Raw genomic sequence first — 15,275 nt, forward strand, 5'->3', positions numbered from 1 at the left:
CGGGTTGCTCTCGGTAGTTCAGGAGAAAGGGTACTGCAATCACGGTCGAAAGAAATGCGGGAAACACACAGGAACTTTTGAACAACGCCTCCCCCCGGAAACGACCGCGGGCCCGAAGGCCCGCGGTGGAATCACCGAGCGATCAGGGACGCGGGAGCCAGCGCGCGAGCTCTTCCTTCGCGATGGCGTTGCGGTGCACTTCGTCCGGGCCGTCGGCGAAGCGCAGCGAGCGGGCGCTGGCGTAGGCGTGGGCGAGACCGAAGTCGTCGCTCATGGCGCCGCCGCCGTGCACCTGCATGGCCCAGTCGATCACCTGGCAGGCCATGTTCGGGGCGACGACCTTGATCATCGCGATCTCCTGCTTCGCGTGCTTGTTGCCCACGGTGTCCATCTTGTAGGCGGCGTTGAGCACGAGGAAGCGGGCCTGGTCGATCATCACGCGGGCGTTGGCGATGCGCTCGCGCGTCACGCCCTGGTCGGCGATCTTGCGGCCGAAGGCGGTGCGGCTCAGCGCGCGCTTGCACATCATCTCGAGCGCGCGTTCGGCGCGGCCGATCAGGCGCATGCAGTGGTGGATGCGGCCCGGGCCGAGGCGGCCCTGCGAAATCTCGAAGCCGCGGCCTTCGCCGAGCAGGATGTTGGAGGCCGGCACGCGCACGTTCTCGAACGTGATCTCGGCGTGGCCGTGGGGCGCGTCGTCGAAGCCCAGCACCGGCAGGTGGCGCAGCACGGTGACCCCGGGCGTGTCCATCGGCACGAGGATCATCGACTGCTGCTGGTGGCGGTTCTGGTGGTTCGGGTCCGTCTTGCCCATGAAGATCATGATCTTGCAGCGCGGGTCGTTCGCGCCGGACGTCCACCACTTGCGGCCGTTGATCACGTACTCGTCGCCGTCGCGCAGGATGCTCGACTCGATGTTCGTGGCGTCGGACGAGGCCACGGCCGGTTCGGTCATCGCGAAGGCCGAACGGATGGTGCCGTCGAGCAGCGGCTTGAGCCACTTCTCATGGTGTTCCGGCGTGCCGTAGCGCACCAGCGTTTCCATGTTGCCGGTGTCGGGGGCCGAGCAGTTGAAGGCCTCGGGGCCCAGGCCCGAACGGCCCATGATCTCGGCCAGCGGGGCGTACTCGAGGTTCGTCAGGCCGAAGCCGTATTCCGAATCGGGCAGGAAGAGGTTCCACAGGCCGGCGGCCTTGGCCTTGACCTTCAGGTCCTCGACGACCTTCGTGGGCAACCAGGCGTTGCCCGCCTTGCGGTTGGCGTCCACCTCCGCCTCGAACGCGTGTTCGTTCGGGTAGACGTGTTCTTCCATGAACGCGGTGACGCGCTGCTGCAGGCCCTTGACCTTGTCGCTGTACTCGAAATCCATCGGTATCTCCTCTGCGTGTTGAACCGGATCGCGGGCCTGGCCGAAGGTCAGCGGGTGCTGACGATCGTCTGCGCCAGTTCCCACGCCTGCTCGGCGAGGGGTCGGGTGCGCTTGCCCGCGGCCAATGCTTCGGTGCTGGAGGCGTTGCCCTGCAGGGCGCGGGCAGTGATGCCCTGGAGGATGCCCACCAGCCGGAACATGTTGAACACCAGATAGTAGGACCACTGGTCGGGGGTGACAGTCTCCGAGGTGCCACGGCCGGTCCGTTTCAGGTACGTCTTGACGTAGTCCGATTCGGAGGGGATGCCCAGCGACGCCAGGTCGATGCCGGCCAGGCCGCGCGAGGCGTTGGCGGGCATGCGCCAGGTCATGCAGTGGTACGCGAAGTCGACGAGCGGGTGGCCGAGCGTGGAGAGTTCCCAGTCGAGCACCGCGAGCACGCGGGGTTCGGTGGGGTGGAACACCATGTTGTCGAGGCGGTAGTCGCCGTGGACGATGCGGGTCTCGTCGCCCGCGGGGATGTGCTGCGGCAGCCAGTCGATCAGGTTGTCGGCCGCTTCGATCTTCTCCGTTTCGGCGGCGCGGTACTGCTTGGTCCAGCGGGCCACCTGGCGCTCGATGTAGTTGCCGGGCTTGCCGTAGTCGCCCAGGCCCACGGCCACGGGGTCCACGGTGTGCAGCGCGGCGATCACGCGGTTCATCTCGTCGAAGATGGCCGCGCGTTCGGTGTTGGTGGCGCCGGGCAGCGTGGGGTCCCACATGATGCGGCCGTCGACGCAGTCCATGATGTAGAACATCGTGCCGATGACGTCGGTGTCCTCGCACAGCGCGTAGGGCTTGGCGACGGGCACGTTGGTCTTCGACAGGCCGCTGATCACGCGGAACTCGCGGTCCACGGCATGGGCCGACGGCAGCAGCACACCCTTGGGCTTGCGACGCATCACGTAGCGCTTGCCGCCGGCGGTCAGGCGGAACGTCGGGTTGGACTGGCCGCCCTTGAACTGCTCGACCAGCAGGTCGCCGCTGAAGCCTTCCACGTGCTGGCGCATGTAGTCGGCGAGGCGGTCGACGTCGAACGCCTGGGCTTCGGAGACGGGACGGGTCCCGACGAACTTCTCGGTGTCGCTCATGGTGTGCCGGTGTGCGGGTTCAGGAATGTCAGACGATGGACGAGCCGCCGTCCACGATCAGCGTCTGGCCGGTGATGTGGCGGGAGGCCTCGCTCGCGAGGAACACGACGGAGCCCTTCAGGTCCTCCTCGCCGCCGATGCGGCAGAGCGGAGAACGGGCGATGACGCCGTCCTGGATGCGGTCGAGCAGGCCGGCCGTCATCTTCGACTGGAAGTAGCCCGGGCAGATCGCATTCACGTTGATGTTGCGCGGACCCCATTCGGCGGCCAGCGTGCGCGTGAAGTTGATGGCCGCGGCCTTCGACGTGTTGTACGCGATGGTGGTCACGCCCTTGGCCGTGCCCTTGAGGCCGCCGGTGGACGCGATGTTGATGATCTTGCCCTGCTGGCGCGGCAGCATGCTACGCTTGCCCACTTCGCGCGACAGGAAGAACGGCGCGGTGATGTTGAGGTTCATCACCTTGTGCCAGGCCTCGTCGGGAAAGTCTTCCGCGGGCGCGGCCCAGTTGGCGCCGGCGTTGTTGATCAGGATGTCGATCTGCCCGTGGCGCTCCAGCACCGCCGACACGAGGCCGGGGATCTGGTCGAACTTCTGCAGGTCGTTCTGGACGGGCATCACGTCGGTGACGCCGAGCGCCTTCAGGTGCGCCTCGGCTTCGGCGAGTTCGTCGGCCTTGCGCGCGGTGATGACGAGCTTGCAGCCCATCTCGCCGAGGGCTTCGGCCATCTGGAGGCCGAGGCCGCGCGAGCCGCCGGTGACGAGCGCGACCTTGCCGTCGAGCTTGAAGAGGTTCTTGACGCTCATGGGGTGTGGCGGGTGAGGGGAGGGGATGTCACGGGGCCGGAGCCCCGTGACGCGGGCGGTCGAAGGTCAGACGACTTCGAACAGGCCGGCCGCACCCTGGCCGCCGCCGATGCACATCGTCACGACGACGTACTTGGCGCCGCGGCGCTTGCCTTCGATCAGCGCGTGGCCGGTCAGGCGGGCGCCGGTGACACCGTACGGGTGGCCGACGGCGATGGCGCCGCCGTTGACGTTCAGGCGGTCGTCGGGGATGCCCAGCTTGTCGCGGCAGTAGATCACCTGCACGGCGAAGGCTTCGTTCAGCTCCCACAGGCCGATGTCGGAGACCTTCAGGCCCGTCTGCTTCAGCAGCTTCGGGATCGCGAAGACCGGGCCGATGCCCATTTCATCGGGCTCGCAGCCGGCCACGGCGAAGCCGCGGAAGATGCCCATGGGCTTGATGCCGCGCTGTTCGGCGAGCTTGCCGTTCATCACGACGACGGCCGAGGAGCCGTCCGAGAACTGGCTGGCGTTGCCGGCCGTGATGACACCGCCCGGCAGGGCCGAGCGGATCTTCGCGACCCCTTCGAGCGTGGTGTCGGCGCGGATGCCTTCGTCGGATGAGATCGTCACTTCCTTCGTGGTCAGGCGGCCGGTTTCCTTGTCGGCGACACCCATCACGGTGGTCATCGGAACGATCTCGTCGTTGAACTTGCCGGCGGCCTGGGCGGCGGCGGCGCGCAGCTGGCTGCGCACGCCGTATTCGTCCTGGGCTTCCTTCGAGATCTTGTAGCGCGAGGCGACCTGCTCGGCCGTCTGCAGCATGCTCCAGTAGATCTCGGGCTTGTGCTCGATGAGCCACGGGTCGGCGCGCATGTGGCGGTTGGTCTCGTTCTGCACGCACGAGATGGATTCGACACCGCCGCCCACGACGACCTGCGCGCCGTCGACGATCACGCTGTGCGCGGCCATCGCGATGGCCTGCAGGCCCGACGAGCAGAAGCGGTTGATGGTGACGCCGGCCGTGGTGACGGGCAGGCCGGCGCGCAGTGCGATGGCACGGGCGACGTTGCCGCCCGTGGTGCCTTCGGACAGCGAGCCGCCGAAGAAGACGTCCTCGACCTCGGCCGGGTCGATGCCGGCGCGGGCGACGGCGTGCTGCACCGAGTGGGCGCCGAGCGTGGCGCCGTAGGTCATGTTGAAGGCACCCTTCCAGCTCTTGGCGAGGCCGGTGCGGGCGGTGGAGACGATGACTGCGTCGGTCATGATGGTTCCTTGCGATTCGTGTTCTGTGCCGTGTCACCCCGGCGCAGGCCGGGGTCCTCTGGGGATGCCCAGGGTCCCGGCCTTCGCCGGGATGACAGGGGTTGTTAATTGAAGGACTTGCCCTCTTCCGCCAGCTTCACGAGCAGCGGGGCGGGCGTCCAGAACTTGGCGTCCGAACCCGGTTCGGCCGCGAAGCGCTTCAGGGCGCGGATGACGTTGGGCAGGCCCACCTGGTCGGCGTAGAGCATCGGGCCGCCGCGGTGCGCGGGGAAGCCGTAGCCGTTCAGGTACACGATGTCGATGTCGGACGCGCGCTGCGCGATGCCTTCCTCGAGGATGCGGGCGCCTTCGTTGACCATCGCGAAGATGGCGCGTTCGACGATCTCCTCGTCGCTGACCTTGCGCGGGGTGATGCCGCGTTCCTTGCGGAAGTCGGTGATCATCTGGTCGACCGCGGGATCGGGGATCGGGTCGCGCTTGCCTGCTTCGTACTTGTAGAAGCCCGCACCGGTCTTCTGACCGAAGCGGCCGGCCTCGGCGAGGCGGTCGGCGACGATGGGGATGTACGCGTCCGGGTTGGCTTCCTTGCGGCGCTTGCGGCCGGCGTAGCCGATGTCGAGGCCGGCGAGGTCGCCCATGCGGTAGATGCCCATGGCCAGGCCGAACTTCTCGAGGGCCTTGTCGATCTGCTGCGGCGACGCACCGGCGTTCAGCGCCTCGTTGGCGGCCGCGCCGTAGCGGGCCACGATGCGGTTGCCGATGAAGCCGTCGCACACGCCCGACACCACGGCGATCTTCTTGATCTTCTTGGCGAGCTGCATCGACGTGGCGAGCACGTCCTTGCCGGTCTTCGCGCCGCGCACCACTTCCAGCAGGCGCATCACGTTGGCCGGGCTGAAGAAGTGCAGGCCGATGACGTCCTGCGGGCGCTTCGTGAACGCGGCGATCTGGTCGAGGTTCAGGGCCGACGTGTTGGAAGCCAGGATCGCGCCGGGCTTCATCACCTCGTCGAGCGTCTTGAACACCGTCTCCTTGACCTCGATGCTCTCGAACACGGCCTCGATGGCGAGGTCGACGTTCTTGAAGCCGTCGTAGCTCAGCGTGGGGGTGATCAGGGCCAGGCGCTCGTCGAGCTTGGCCTGCGTGATCTTGCCCTTCTTCAGCGAGCTCTCGTAGTTCTTGCGGATGGTGGCGAGGCCCTTGTCGAGCGCTTCCTGCTTGGCTTCGAGCAGCACGACGGGGATGCCGGCGTTGATGAAGCTCATCGCGATGCCGCCACCCATGGTGCCGGCGCCGATGATGCCCACCGACTTGATCTCGCGGACCGGCGTGTCTTCCGGCACGTCGGAGATCTTCGAGGCGGCGCGTTCGGCCTGGAAGATGTGGCGCAGCGCGCGCGATTCCGGCGTCTGCATCAGGCCGAGGAACAGGTCGCGTTCGGTCTTCAGGCCTTGGTCGAAGGACCCGCCGACGGAGGCGGCGACCGCCTCCACGCACTTCAGCGGAGCCGGGAAGTTCTTCGAGACGGCGCCCACGGTGTTGCGGGCGAACTGCAGGAAGGCCTCGGCGTTCGGCTGCTTGACCTTCAGGTCGCGCACGCGCTTGAGCGGCGCCTTGTCGGCGACGACCTTCTCGGCGAACTTCACGGCGCCGTCGACCAGGTCGCCGTCGATGATGGCGTCGAGCAGCGGGGTGCCGGCGAACTTCGCGGCGGGCACGGGGGCGCCCGAGACGATCATGTTCAGCGCGGTCTCGAGGCCCACGAGGCGGGGCAGGCGCTGCGTGCCGCCCGCGCCCGGCAGCAGGCCGAGCTTCACTTCGGGCAGGCCCAGCTGGGCGTCGGCCTTGGCCACGCGGAAGTGCGCGCCGAGGGCCAGCTCGAGACCGCCGCCGAGCGCGACGCCGGCGATGGCCGCGACCACCGGCTTCGAGGACCCTTCGATCGCCTTGATCACGTTGCCGAGGTTGGGCTCCCAGCCCGACTTGGGCGTGCCGAACTCGCGCACGTCGGCGCCGCCCGAGAACGCACGGTCCGTCCCCGTGATGACCAGCGCCGAAACCTTCGGGTCGGCGAGCGCGCGGTCGAGGCCTTCGACGATGCCGACGCGCAGCGCGTGGCCGAGGCCGTTGACCGGCGGGTTCGTCAACGTGACGACCGCGACGGCGCCACGCACCTCGTATTGGGTGGAAGGTTGGTTGCTCATGTTCGGGGGTTCCTCTTGGCGGCTGACGGTGGAGGGGACCTGGGTTCTGCAACAGCCCGGTGCGGAATGTCTCGTTGTTCCGCTATGCAGACCAGAATTTTGAAAAGTGGACTATCCTAGCCAGACCCATTCGCGTTGTAAACGGGGCGAATCCGGATCTCAACCCGGAAGTAGGTCGCTAAATGCCCGGCAACGCAATCACCCGCGCGACATCGAAGGTCTTTTTCGCGGCCGGGAAAGTTCCAATTTCAAAATTCCAGTTTTGCGATGCAGAATGTCGAATCGCTCACGTCACGTGCCCTGGAGACGACCCGAATGAACTTCGAATACACCCCTGAACAGCAGGCCTTCCGCCAGGAAGTCCGCACCTTCCTGGAGTCCGCGCTCCCGGCCGACATCCGCGAACGCGCCGCCGCGGGCAAGCGCCTCGAGAAGGACGACATCGTCCGCTGGCAGAAGATCCTCCACGCCAAGGGCTGGGGCTGCAGCAGCTGGCCCAAGGAATACGGCGGCACCGGCTGGAACTCGGTGCAGCGCCACATCTTCGACGAGGAGTGCGCCGAGCTGGGCACGCCGATGCAGCTGCCGTTCGGCCTGAAGATGGTCGCCCCGGTGATCATGCGTTTCGCCAACGAGGCCCAGAAGGCCCACTTCCTGCCGCGCATCCTGTCGGCGGAAGACTGGTGGTGCCAGGGCTACTCGGAACCGGGCGCCGGCTCCGACCTGGCCTCGCTCAAGACCCGCGCCGTGCGCGGCACCGACGCCGACGGCGAGCACTACATCGTCAACGGCCAGAAGACCTGGACCACGCTCGGCCAGTACGCCGACTGGATCTTCTGCCTGGTGCGCACGAGCACCGAAGGCCGCCAGCAGGAAGGCATCTCGTTCCTGCTGATCAACATGAAGACGCCGGGCATCACCGTGCGCCCCATCATCATGCTCGACGGCGAGCACGAGGTGAACGAGGTCTGGTTCGAGAACGTGCGTGTGCCGGTCGAGAACCGCGTGGGCGAGGAGAACAAGGGCTGGACGTACGCCAAGTTCCTGCTGGGCCACGAGCGCACCGGCATCGCCGGCGTGGGCCGCTCGAAGGCGGCGCTGAAGCGCCTGAAGTCGCTGGCCCGCCGCCAGCCGGGCGACAACGGCCGCCCCATCATCGAGGACGTGCGCTTCCGCGACCGCCTCGCCCAGGTCGAGCTGGAGCTGATGGCGCTCGAGATCACGAACCTGAAGGTCATCGCCGGTGAAGACAAGCACCTGCCGCCGGGCCCCGAGGCCTCGATGCTGAAGATCAAGGGCTCCGAGATCCAGCAGCTGCTGACCGAACTCACCGTGCAGGCCCTGGGCCCGTACGCGCTGCCGTACCTGCCGGAACGCCTGGAAGCCGGCTGGACGGGCGAGCCGCTCGCGCCGCAGTACGCCCCGCGCGACGCGGCGGCCACCGGCCACTACTTCAACGTGCGCAAGACCACCATCTACGGCGGTTCGAGCGAAGTGCAGAAGAACATCATCGCCCAGATGATCCTGGGCCTCTGAGCCCCCTGGACGCGAACGGAGAACACTCATGGATTTCAATTTCAGCGAAGAACAAGTCGCCATCCAGGACAGCCTGCGCCGCTTCCTGACGAAGGACTACGGCTTCGAGCAGCGCCGCGCCATCGCCAAGTCGGCCGACGGCTTCAGCCGCGAGGCCTGGGCCACGTACGCCGAACTGGGCCTGCTGGCCCTGCCGTTCTCCGAAGAACACGGCGGCCTCGGCGGCAACTCGGTCGACGCGATGATCGTGATGGAGACGCTCGGCACGAACCTCGCGCTCGAGCCCTACCTGGCCACAGTCGTCGTGGCCGGCAGCCTGATCGCCGACGTGGGCTCCGACGCCCAGCGCGACAAGCTGCTCGGCGGCATCACCGGTGGCGAGCTGCTGGTCTCGCTCGCCCACCAGGAGCCGGGCGCCCGCTACAACCGCCAGCACGTCGCCACCAGCGCCAAGAAGGAGGGCGACGGCTGGGTGCTCAACGGCCACAAGGCCGTGGTGCTCGGTGCGCCGTCGGCCGACCAGCTGCTGGTCTCCGCCCGCACGTCCGGCGCCGCGTTCGACGCGAACGGCATCACGCTGTTCGTGGTGGACCCGAAGGCCGCGGGCGTCACCGTCACCGGCTACACCAACCAGGACGGCCAGCGCGCCGGCGAGGTGGTGCTGAAGAACGTGAAGGTGGGTGCGGACGCCGTGCTCGGCAAGGTGGACGGCGCGCTCGCCGGCATCGAACGCGCGATCGACCGCGGCATCGCCGGCCTGTGCGCCGAGGCCGTGGGCATCATGACCGCGCTCAACGCCACCACGCTCGACTACCTCAAGCAGCGCAAGCAGTTCGGCGTGCCCATCGGCAAGTTCCAGGCGCTGCAGCACCGCATGGCCGAGATGGCCATCGCTGCCGAGCAGTCGCGGTCGATGGCCACGCTGGCCGCGCTGCGCGCCGACTCGACCGACGCCGCCGAACGCAGCCGCGCCGTGTCGGGTGCCAAGGCCTACATCGGCCAGGCCCTGCGCAAGGTGGGCCAGGACGCGGTGCAGATGCACGGCGGCATGGGCGTGACCGACGAGCTGATGGCCGCGCACTACTTCAAGCGCCTGACCATCATCAACTCGACCTTCGGCGACACGGACCACCACCTGGCCCGCTTCAGCGACACGCTGCTGACCGCCTGACCGGCTGCATCTTGAGAGCACACGGGCCCGCACGGGCCCGTTCCGCGTTCCGCCTTCGTGAGGAAACTGACCCGTGAGTGACATCATCAACCGCCGCGACCTCGACTTCCAGGTCTTCGAGGTCCACGACGCCGACTCGTTGACGCGCCGCGAGCGCCACGCCGACCACAGCCGCGAGACGTTCACCGCGACGCTCGACACGGCCCAGGCCATCGCCACGGACAAGTTCGCGCCGCACAACCGCGAGTCCGACGAGAACGAGCCCACGTTCGACGGCCAGAAGGTCACGATCATCCCGGCCGTGAAGGAGGCGCTGGAGGCGTACTGCGCGGCCGGCATGATGTCGCCCACGAAGGACTACGACCAGGGCGGCATGCAGCTGCCGGTGCTGGTGGCGCAGGCCGCGTCCGCGATGTTCAAGAGCGCGAACGGCCCCACGCTGTCGTACGCCGGGCTCACGTCGGGCAACGCCAACGTGATCCAGAACTTCGGCACCGAACGCCAGAAGAAGAAGTACCTCGCCTCGCTGCTGTCGGGCCGCTTCTTCGGCACGATGGCGCTCACCGAGCCGCAGGCCGGGTCGAGCCTGTCCGACCTGACGACGAGTGCCACGCCCAACGGCGACGGCACCTACTCGATCAAGGGCAACAAGATCTTCATCTCGGGCGGCGACCACGAGATGACCGAGAACATCGTGCACCTCGTGCTCGCGCGCATCCCCGGCGCGCCGGCGGGCGTGAAGGGCATCTCGCTCTTCACGGTGCCGAAGTTCCACACCGACGAAGACGGCAAGATCGGTGCGCGCAACGACGTCGCGCTCGCGGGCCTGATCCACAAGATGGGATGGCGCGGCACCACGTCCACCATGCTGTCGTTCGGTGAGAAGGGCCAGTGCATCGGCGAACTCGTGGGCGAGGAGCACAAGGGCCTCGCCTGCATGTTCCAGATGATGAACGAGGCGCGCATCGGCGTCGGCATGGGCGCCGTGATGTACGGCTACCGCGGCTACCTGGCCTCGCTGCAGTACGCGCGTGAACGGCCGCAGGGCCGCCTGCCCGGCAACAAGAACCCGGCCGACCCGCAGGTGCAGCTCATCGAACACGCCGACATCCGCCGCATGCTGCTCGCGCAGAAGGCGTACGTGGAAGGGGCGCTGTCGCTGGGCCTGTATGCGGCCCGCCTGGTCGACGACCAGCGCACCGGCGAGACCGAACAGGTGCGCACGGAGGCCGGCCTGCTGCTGGACCTGCTGACCCCCATCGTCAAGTCGTGGCCGTCGCAGTGGTGCCTGGAGGCCAACAGCCTGGCCATCCAGATCCACGGCGGCTACGGTTACACGCGCGAGTACCCGGTGGAGCAGTACTACCGCGACAACCGCCTGAACATGATCCACGAGGGCACCCACGGCATCCAGGCACTGGACCTGCTGGGCCGCAAGGTGATGATGCAGAAGGGCGCTGCCCTCGAGCTGCTGGGCCGCGAGGTGCGCAAGACCATCGCCGAGGCCGAGGGCAGCGAGGGCCTGCGCCCGTTCGGCGAGGCGCTGACGGCCGCGTGGAACGACGTGCTCGAGACCGTGCGCAAGATCGGCTCGGTGCTCGCGGACGACGGCGACCGCGCGCTCGCGAACGCCGCGGTGTTCCTGGAAGCTTTCGGCCACACCGTGATGGCGTGGACGTGGCTGCGCCAGGCCATCGTCGCGTCGAAGGCACTGCCCTCGGCGGCGAGCGACGACGACCGCGACTTCTACCTCGGCAAGCTGCGCGCGTGCCAGTGGTTCTTCCGCTGGGAGCTGCCGCGCAACGGGCCGCAGCACGCGCTGCTGCGCAGCCTCGACGACTCGACCTTTACCATGTCGCCGTCCTGGTTCTGACGCGGCCATTGCCATGAACGACGCAGTACCCGAGGGCTTCGCTCCGCTCAAGCGGGGCGGCCCCTACTTCTCCCAGCTCGGCCCGCTCTACAGCCGGCGCGACGAGTTCGACATGGTGGTGCTCGGCCTGCGGGTCACCGAGGCCCACACCAACATGATCGGCATCACGCACGGCGGCATGCTGGTGACCTACGCCGACGGGGCGCTGGGCATCAACCTGTCCGTCGCGCGCGGCGTGCCGCGTTCGTTCGTGACCGTGCACCTGTCGAACGACTTCATCGACTCGGGCCGGCCGGGCGACTGGCTCGAAGCCCACGTGCGCATCCGCAAGATGGGCAAGCGCCTGTCGTTCGCCGACTGCGAACTCAAGGTGGGTGACAAGACCCTCCTGCGCAGCAACGGCGTGTTCGCCTCCATCAACCCGCCGGGCGAGCCCGTGCCCAACGACGGCTGAGGCCGTGCCTCCCATGCAGAAGATCCACGTGCTGTTGAAGAAGGAAGAGCTCGATGGCGAGCGCCTCGACAGCAAGGTCGTCATCGTTCTCGACATCCTGTTCGCCACCACGACGATGGTGGGGGTGCTCGCCGACGGCGCGTCGGCGGTCGTGCCCATGGCCGACGGTCCGTCGGCGCTCGAGGAGGTGGCCCGCCGCCCCGAGGGCAGTTGCCTGCTGGCCGGTGAACTGAACGCCGAGACGCTGCCCGGGTTCCTGGCCGCCACGCCGTCGAACCTGATCGCCGAAGGCGTGAAGGGCCGCACCCTCGTCTACGCCACCACCAACGGCACACCGGCCGTGCTGGCCTCGAAGGGGGCGCACGCGGTGTACGTGGCGGCGCTCACGAACGCGAAGGCGGTGGTGGACCACGTGGTGCGACACCACCCCGAGCGCACCGTGCTGATCGTCTGCGCCGGGTCGGCCGGCCGCTTCAACCTCGAAGATTTTTATGGGGCCGGTTACCTCGTGTCACTCTTCCGCGCGGCGGGCGGTGGACGCGACTACACGGACGCGGCGCTCGCCGCCGGCCTGCTGCACGCGCAGGGTGAAGGCCAGCCGGAAGCGCGGCACGCGTTGTGGCTCGCCCGCGTGGGCCGGCGCATGCTGTCCAAGGGCCTCGAGGACGAGGTGCGCTACGCGGCACGCAAGAGCTGGCTCGACGTCGTGCCGCGGTTCCAAGACGGGGTCGTGACACTGCTGGGGCAAAACTCCTCCCGCTGACCCCCCGGGTGGAGGACTTGCCGCCTCCGAAGTTTTCAATCACATTCACGGGTCCAAGGTGGCCCGGGGATGCTGGGGGAGGTGCGCGAAACGACGCATCCGCATCCCGCGAGGCCGCCCGCCACGAAGGGCCGCCCGGCATGATCCGTTCCAAGCAAGACTACCTCGCCTACCTGCAGGCCGACCGCATCGCCCTGGGCGTCCAGGGCCGGCTGAGCGAATGGCTGTTCGACGACGTGTGGCGGTTCCAGCGCCGCCTGCGCAAGGTCGAGTACCTCGCCAACACCCGCGCGAGCTGGCTGCGCCGCAAGTGGGCCACCTGGCGGTACATGTCGCTGTCCCGCACGCTCGGCTTCTCGATCCCCATCAACACGTTCGGCCCGGGCCTGTCCATTGCCCACCGCGGCACCATCGTCGTCAACAGCAAGGCGCGCATCGGCGCCAACTGCCGTCTGCACGTGTGCGTGAACATCGGCGAAAGCGTCGAGCCCGGCAGCACGCCGGTGGTGGGCGACAACTGCTACATCGCGCCCGGGGTGAAGATCTTCGGCCGCATCGTGATCGGCCACAACACCGCGCTCGGCGCGAACGCCGTCGTCAACAAGAGCTTTCCGGACGGCAACGTCACGCTGGCCGGCGCGCCGGCCCGGGTGGTCAACCGCCGCGGTGCCACCGGCATGCACACCCACGGCTACCCGCTGCCGTTCAGCACGCTGGCCCATCCCTCGGCCACGGCCAAGCCCAAGGCGCCCGCGCGGCCCGCGTCCGGCGAACGCGTGCTGCAGAGCGAAGGCTCGTCGCAGGCGGGTTGAACGGCGGTTCAGTCGAGCGACAGGGGCCCTTGCACCTGCCCGGCTTCCGCCTGGATCCGCGCGGCGAACGCTGCGGGGCTTCCGCCCAGCACCGTGCTGCCGGCGCTTTCGAAGTGCCGGCGCAGGTCGGGTGACATCAGGGCCTCGCCGAATGCGGCGTTGAGCCGCGCCACCACGTCGCGCGGCGTGCCCGCGGGTGCGAAGACACCGAACACCGAGGCCAGGTTCGCGTCCGGGAACCCCGCTTCGGCGAAGGTCGGCACGCCGGGCAGCATCGCCAGGCGCCTCGGACTGCCCACGGCCAGCGGCCGCAGCCGGCCGGTCGCCACGTGGGCGCGCTGCAGCGGGCCCGCGTTGGTCAGCAGCAGTTCGAACTGGCCGGCCAGCGCATCGTTGACCTGATGGCCGCCGCCCGCGTACGGCACGTGCGTGAGCGTGATGCCGGCCGAGGCCTGCACGCGGGCCAGCACCCGGTGTCCCGTGGTGCCCACGCCCGACGTGGCCCAGCGCAGGTGCCCGGGCGCCGCCCGCGCCTGCGCGACGACGTCGGCGAGCGAGCGTCCCGTGAAGGCCGGAGTCGCCACGAGCAGTGCGGGGGTCTCCAGCACCGCGATGACCGGTGAGACCTCGCGTGGCTGCAGGAACAGCGGCGTGATGGCCGAGTAGCAGAGCGTGTGGCCGTCGGGCCGCGCGCGGGCGAGGGTGTCCAGCGCGACGAGGCCGGCAGCGCCGGGGCGGTGCTCGACGAGGACGGGGGCGCCGAACCTCGGCTCGAGCGCCTGCGCCAGGCGTCGGGCCGCGTCGTCGCTCAGCCCGCCCGGCGGGTAGGCCACGATCAGGCGCAGGCCCGGCGCGGTGGCCCGGGCCGTCGATCCGATCGAGGCCGCGGCCAGCAGCCAGGTGCGGCGGTCCATCTCAGCGCCGCGCGGTGGCGTGGCGGCGCGCCGCCTGGCGGGCGAGGTCCGTGAACATCGTGACCGCGCGGCCCGTGTCCTCGGCGCGATGCACGAGGGTCAGCGGTGCGTCGAGCCGGGCGCCCTCGGCGAGCCGCCGGTAGGCCACCGCGTGCGGATGGATGCCTTCCATCGACGCGGGCACCACGCTCACGCCGACGCCAGCGGCGACGAGGCTCAGTCCCGTCATCATGCGTTCGACCTCCGCGGCCACGTGGGGCCGGATGCCGTGTTCCTCGCACAGCGCGAGCAGGTTCGCGTACAGGCCCGGTGCGCCCGGCCGTCGCACGAGGATGAACGGTTCGGCCGCGAGCTGGCGCAGCGCCACCGGGCGCGGTCGGGCCGAACGCCCGAGCGCGAGCGGGTGGTCGGAGGGCAGGGCGACCCGCACCGGTTCGTGCAGCAGCGGCGTGAAGACGAGGCCCGGCGGCCGCGCCACCGGCACGCGCAGGATGCCGCAGTGCAGCCGGCCGGCCACGATCGCCTCGGTCAAGTCGGCGGCGTTGAGTTCGCTGATCTCGAGGTCGATGCCCGCGTGCCGCGCACGGAACGCGCGCAGCAGCTGCGGCGTGAACGCGTGGGCCGCGGCCGAGCTCGTGAACGCGACGCTCAGCCGGCCGTACTGGCCTTGCGCCACGCGGGCCATCAATCGTTCCACGGCGTCGACGTCGCCCACGATGCGCCGCGCCTCGTCGAGCAGCAGCGCGCCCGCGTCGGTGAGCCGCGTGCCCTTCGCGTGGCGGGTGAAGAGGCGCACGTCCAGCTGGGCCTCCAGCGCGCGGATCTGCTGGCTGAGCGGCGGCTGCTTCATGCCGAGGCGCTCGGCGGCCGTGGTGATCTGCCCCGTCTCGGCCACCGCGAGGAAGTAGCGCAGCTGGCGGACCTCGAGCGGGTGGCGGGGCGTGTCGGCGGAGGCGGACATGGCGGGCGGGAAGGGGCGGAAGGCCGATTGAGCCGCGG

The 15,275-nt window shown here is 69.0% G+C and carries 13 protein-coding genes; 6 read left to right on the plus strand and 7 right to left on the minus strand.

The annotated features are described in order from the left end of the window. Positions 1–142 precede the first annotated feature (142 nt). The 5 genes from A4W93_RS04695 to A4W93_RS04715 form a co-directional block, all read right to left on the minus strand. Positions 143–1,369, minus strand: coding sequence for an acyl-CoA dehydrogenase family protein (locus tag A4W93_RS04695; RefSeq protein ID WP_085749511.1), 1,227 nt, complete (start codon positions 1,367–1,369; stop codon positions 143–145). Between the two features lie 47 nt (positions 1,370–1,416). Beyond that, complete coding sequence (locus A4W93_RS04700) at positions 1,417–2,499, minus strand: phosphotransferase (protein ID WP_085749512.1); 1,083 nt, start codon at positions 2,497–2,499, stop codon at positions 1,417–1,419. 28 nt (positions 2,500–2,527) lie between these two features. Beyond that, positions 2,528–3,304, minus strand: a complete 777-nt coding sequence (locus A4W93_RS04705; RefSeq protein WP_085749513.1) for an SDR family oxidoreductase — start codon at positions 3,302–3,304, stop codon at positions 2,528–2,530. Between the two features lie 66 nt (positions 3,305–3,370). Beyond that, positions 3,371–4,549 (minus strand): acetyl-CoA C-acyltransferase, encoded by a 1,179-nt coding sequence (locus A4W93_RS04710; RefSeq protein WP_085749514.1) that lies wholly within the window; start codon positions 4,547–4,549, stop codon positions 3,371–3,373. 104 nt (positions 4,550–4,653) lie between these two features. Continuing rightward, entirely contained in the window at positions 4,654–6,753 is a 2,100-nt protein-coding gene (locus A4W93_RS04715) for a 3-hydroxyacyl-CoA dehydrogenase NAD-binding domain-containing protein (protein ID WP_085749515.1), read from the minus strand. 315 nt (positions 6,754–7,068) lie between these two features. Between A4W93_RS04715 and A4W93_RS04720 the strand changes: the two genes are divergently transcribed. The 6 genes from A4W93_RS04720 to A4W93_RS04745 all read left to right on the plus strand — a co-directional run bounded on the left by A4W93_RS04720 (position 7,069) and on the right by A4W93_RS04745 (position 13,362). After that, complete coding sequence (locus A4W93_RS04720; RefSeq protein ID WP_085749516.1) at positions 7,069–8,289, plus strand: acyl-CoA dehydrogenase family protein; 1,221 nt, start codon at positions 7,069–7,071, stop codon at positions 8,287–8,289. Positions 8,290–8,317: 28 nt separating this feature from the next. Further along, a complete protein-coding gene (locus A4W93_RS04725) occupies positions 8,318–9,460 on the plus strand; it encodes an acyl-CoA dehydrogenase family protein (protein WP_085749517.1) in 1,143 nt (380 codons plus the stop codon). 73 nt (positions 9,461–9,533) lie between these two features. Then, a complete protein-coding gene (locus A4W93_RS04730) occupies positions 9,534–11,333 on the plus strand; it encodes an acyl-CoA dehydrogenase (RefSeq protein ID WP_085749518.1) in 1,800 nt (599 codons plus the stop codon). Between the two features lie 13 nt (positions 11,334–11,346). Then, positions 11,347–11,787 (plus strand): PaaI family thioesterase, encoded by a 441-nt coding sequence (locus A4W93_RS04735; RefSeq protein ID WP_085749519.1) that lies wholly within the window; start codon positions 11,347–11,349, stop codon positions 11,785–11,787. A 13-nt stretch (positions 11,788–11,800) separates the two neighbouring features. After that, complete coding sequence (locus A4W93_RS04740) at positions 11,801–12,550, plus strand: 2-phosphosulfolactate phosphatase (protein ID WP_085749520.1); 750 nt, start codon at positions 11,801–11,803, stop codon at positions 12,548–12,550. Between the two features lie 140 nt (positions 12,551–12,690). Continuing rightward, complete coding sequence (locus A4W93_RS04745; RefSeq protein WP_157131588.1) at positions 12,691–13,362, plus strand: serine O-acetyltransferase; 672 nt, start codon at positions 12,691–12,693, stop codon at positions 13,360–13,362. An 8-nt stretch (positions 13,363–13,370) separates the two neighbouring features. Here A4W93_RS04745 and A4W93_RS04750 read toward each other — a convergent pair whose 3' ends face one another. Both A4W93_RS04750 and A4W93_RS04755 read right to left on the minus strand, forming a co-directional pair. Further along, the gene (locus A4W93_RS04750) at positions 13,371–14,276 is read right to left on the minus strand and encodes a Bug family tripartite tricarboxylate transporter substrate binding protein (RefSeq protein ID WP_085749521.1); all 906 of its coding nucleotides are present in this window, start codon (positions 14,274–14,276) and stop codon (positions 13,371–13,373) included. A 1-nt stretch (position 14,277) separates the two neighbouring features. Beyond that, on the minus strand, positions 14,278–15,237 hold the full coding sequence (locus A4W93_RS04755) for a LysR family transcriptional regulator (RefSeq protein ID WP_085749522.1): 960 nt from the start codon (positions 15,235–15,237) through the stop codon (positions 14,278–14,280). Positions 15,238–15,275: the final 38 nt, after the last annotated feature.

Origin of the sequence: Piscinibacter gummiphilus, from assembly GCF_002116905.1 — a bacterium.
Lineage (GTDB): Bacteria > Pseudomonadota > Gammaproteobacteria > Burkholderiales > Burkholderiaceae_C > Rhizobacter > Rhizobacter gummiphilus.

Excerpts from the sequence above, each read along its gene's own strand:
- A4W93_RS04695 (WP_085749511.1), bottom strand. The coding sequence starts at position 1,369 with ATGGATTTCGAGTACAGCGACAAGGTCAAGGGCCTGCAGCAGCGCGTC.
- A4W93_RS04750 (WP_085749521.1), bottom strand. The coding sequence starts at position 14,276 with ATGGACCGCCGCACCTGGCTGCTGGCCGCGGCCTCGATCGGATCGACG.
- A4W93_RS04715 (WP_085749515.1), bottom strand. The coding sequence starts at position 6,753 with ATGAGCAACCAACCTTCCACCCAATACGAGGTGCGTGGCGCCGTCGCG.
- A4W93_RS04740 (WP_085749520.1), top strand. The coding sequence starts at position 11,801 with ATGCAGAAGATCCACGTGCTGTTGAAGAAGGAAGAGCTCGATGGCGAG.
- A4W93_RS04755 (WP_085749522.1), bottom strand. The coding sequence starts at position 15,237 with ATGTCCGCCTCCGCCGACACGCCCCGCCACCCGCTCGAGGTCCGCCAG.
- A4W93_RS04745 (WP_157131588.1), top strand. The coding sequence starts at position 12,691 with ATGATCCGTTCCAAGCAAGACTACCTCGCCTACCTGCAGGCCGACCGC.
- A4W93_RS04710 (WP_085749514.1), bottom strand. The coding sequence starts at position 4,549 with ATGACCGACGCAGTCATCGTCTCCACCGCCCGCACCGGCCTCGCCAAG.
- A4W93_RS04720 (WP_085749516.1), top strand. The coding sequence starts at position 7,069 with ATGAACTTCGAATACACCCCTGAACAGCAGGCCTTCCGCCAGGAAGTC.
- A4W93_RS04700 (WP_085749512.1), bottom strand. The coding sequence starts at position 2,499 with ATGAGCGACACCGAGAAGTTCGTCGGGACCCGTCCCGTCTCCGAAGCC.
- A4W93_RS04725 (WP_085749517.1), top strand. The coding sequence starts at position 8,318 with ATGGATTTCAATTTCAGCGAAGAACAAGTCGCCATCCAGGACAGCCTG.
- A4W93_RS04705 (WP_085749513.1), bottom strand. The coding sequence starts at position 3,304 with ATGAGCGTCAAGAACCTCTTCAAGCTCGACGGCAAGGTCGCGCTCGTC.
- A4W93_RS04735 (WP_085749519.1), top strand. The coding sequence starts at position 11,347 with ATGAACGACGCAGTACCCGAGGGCTTCGCTCCGCTCAAGCGGGGCGGC.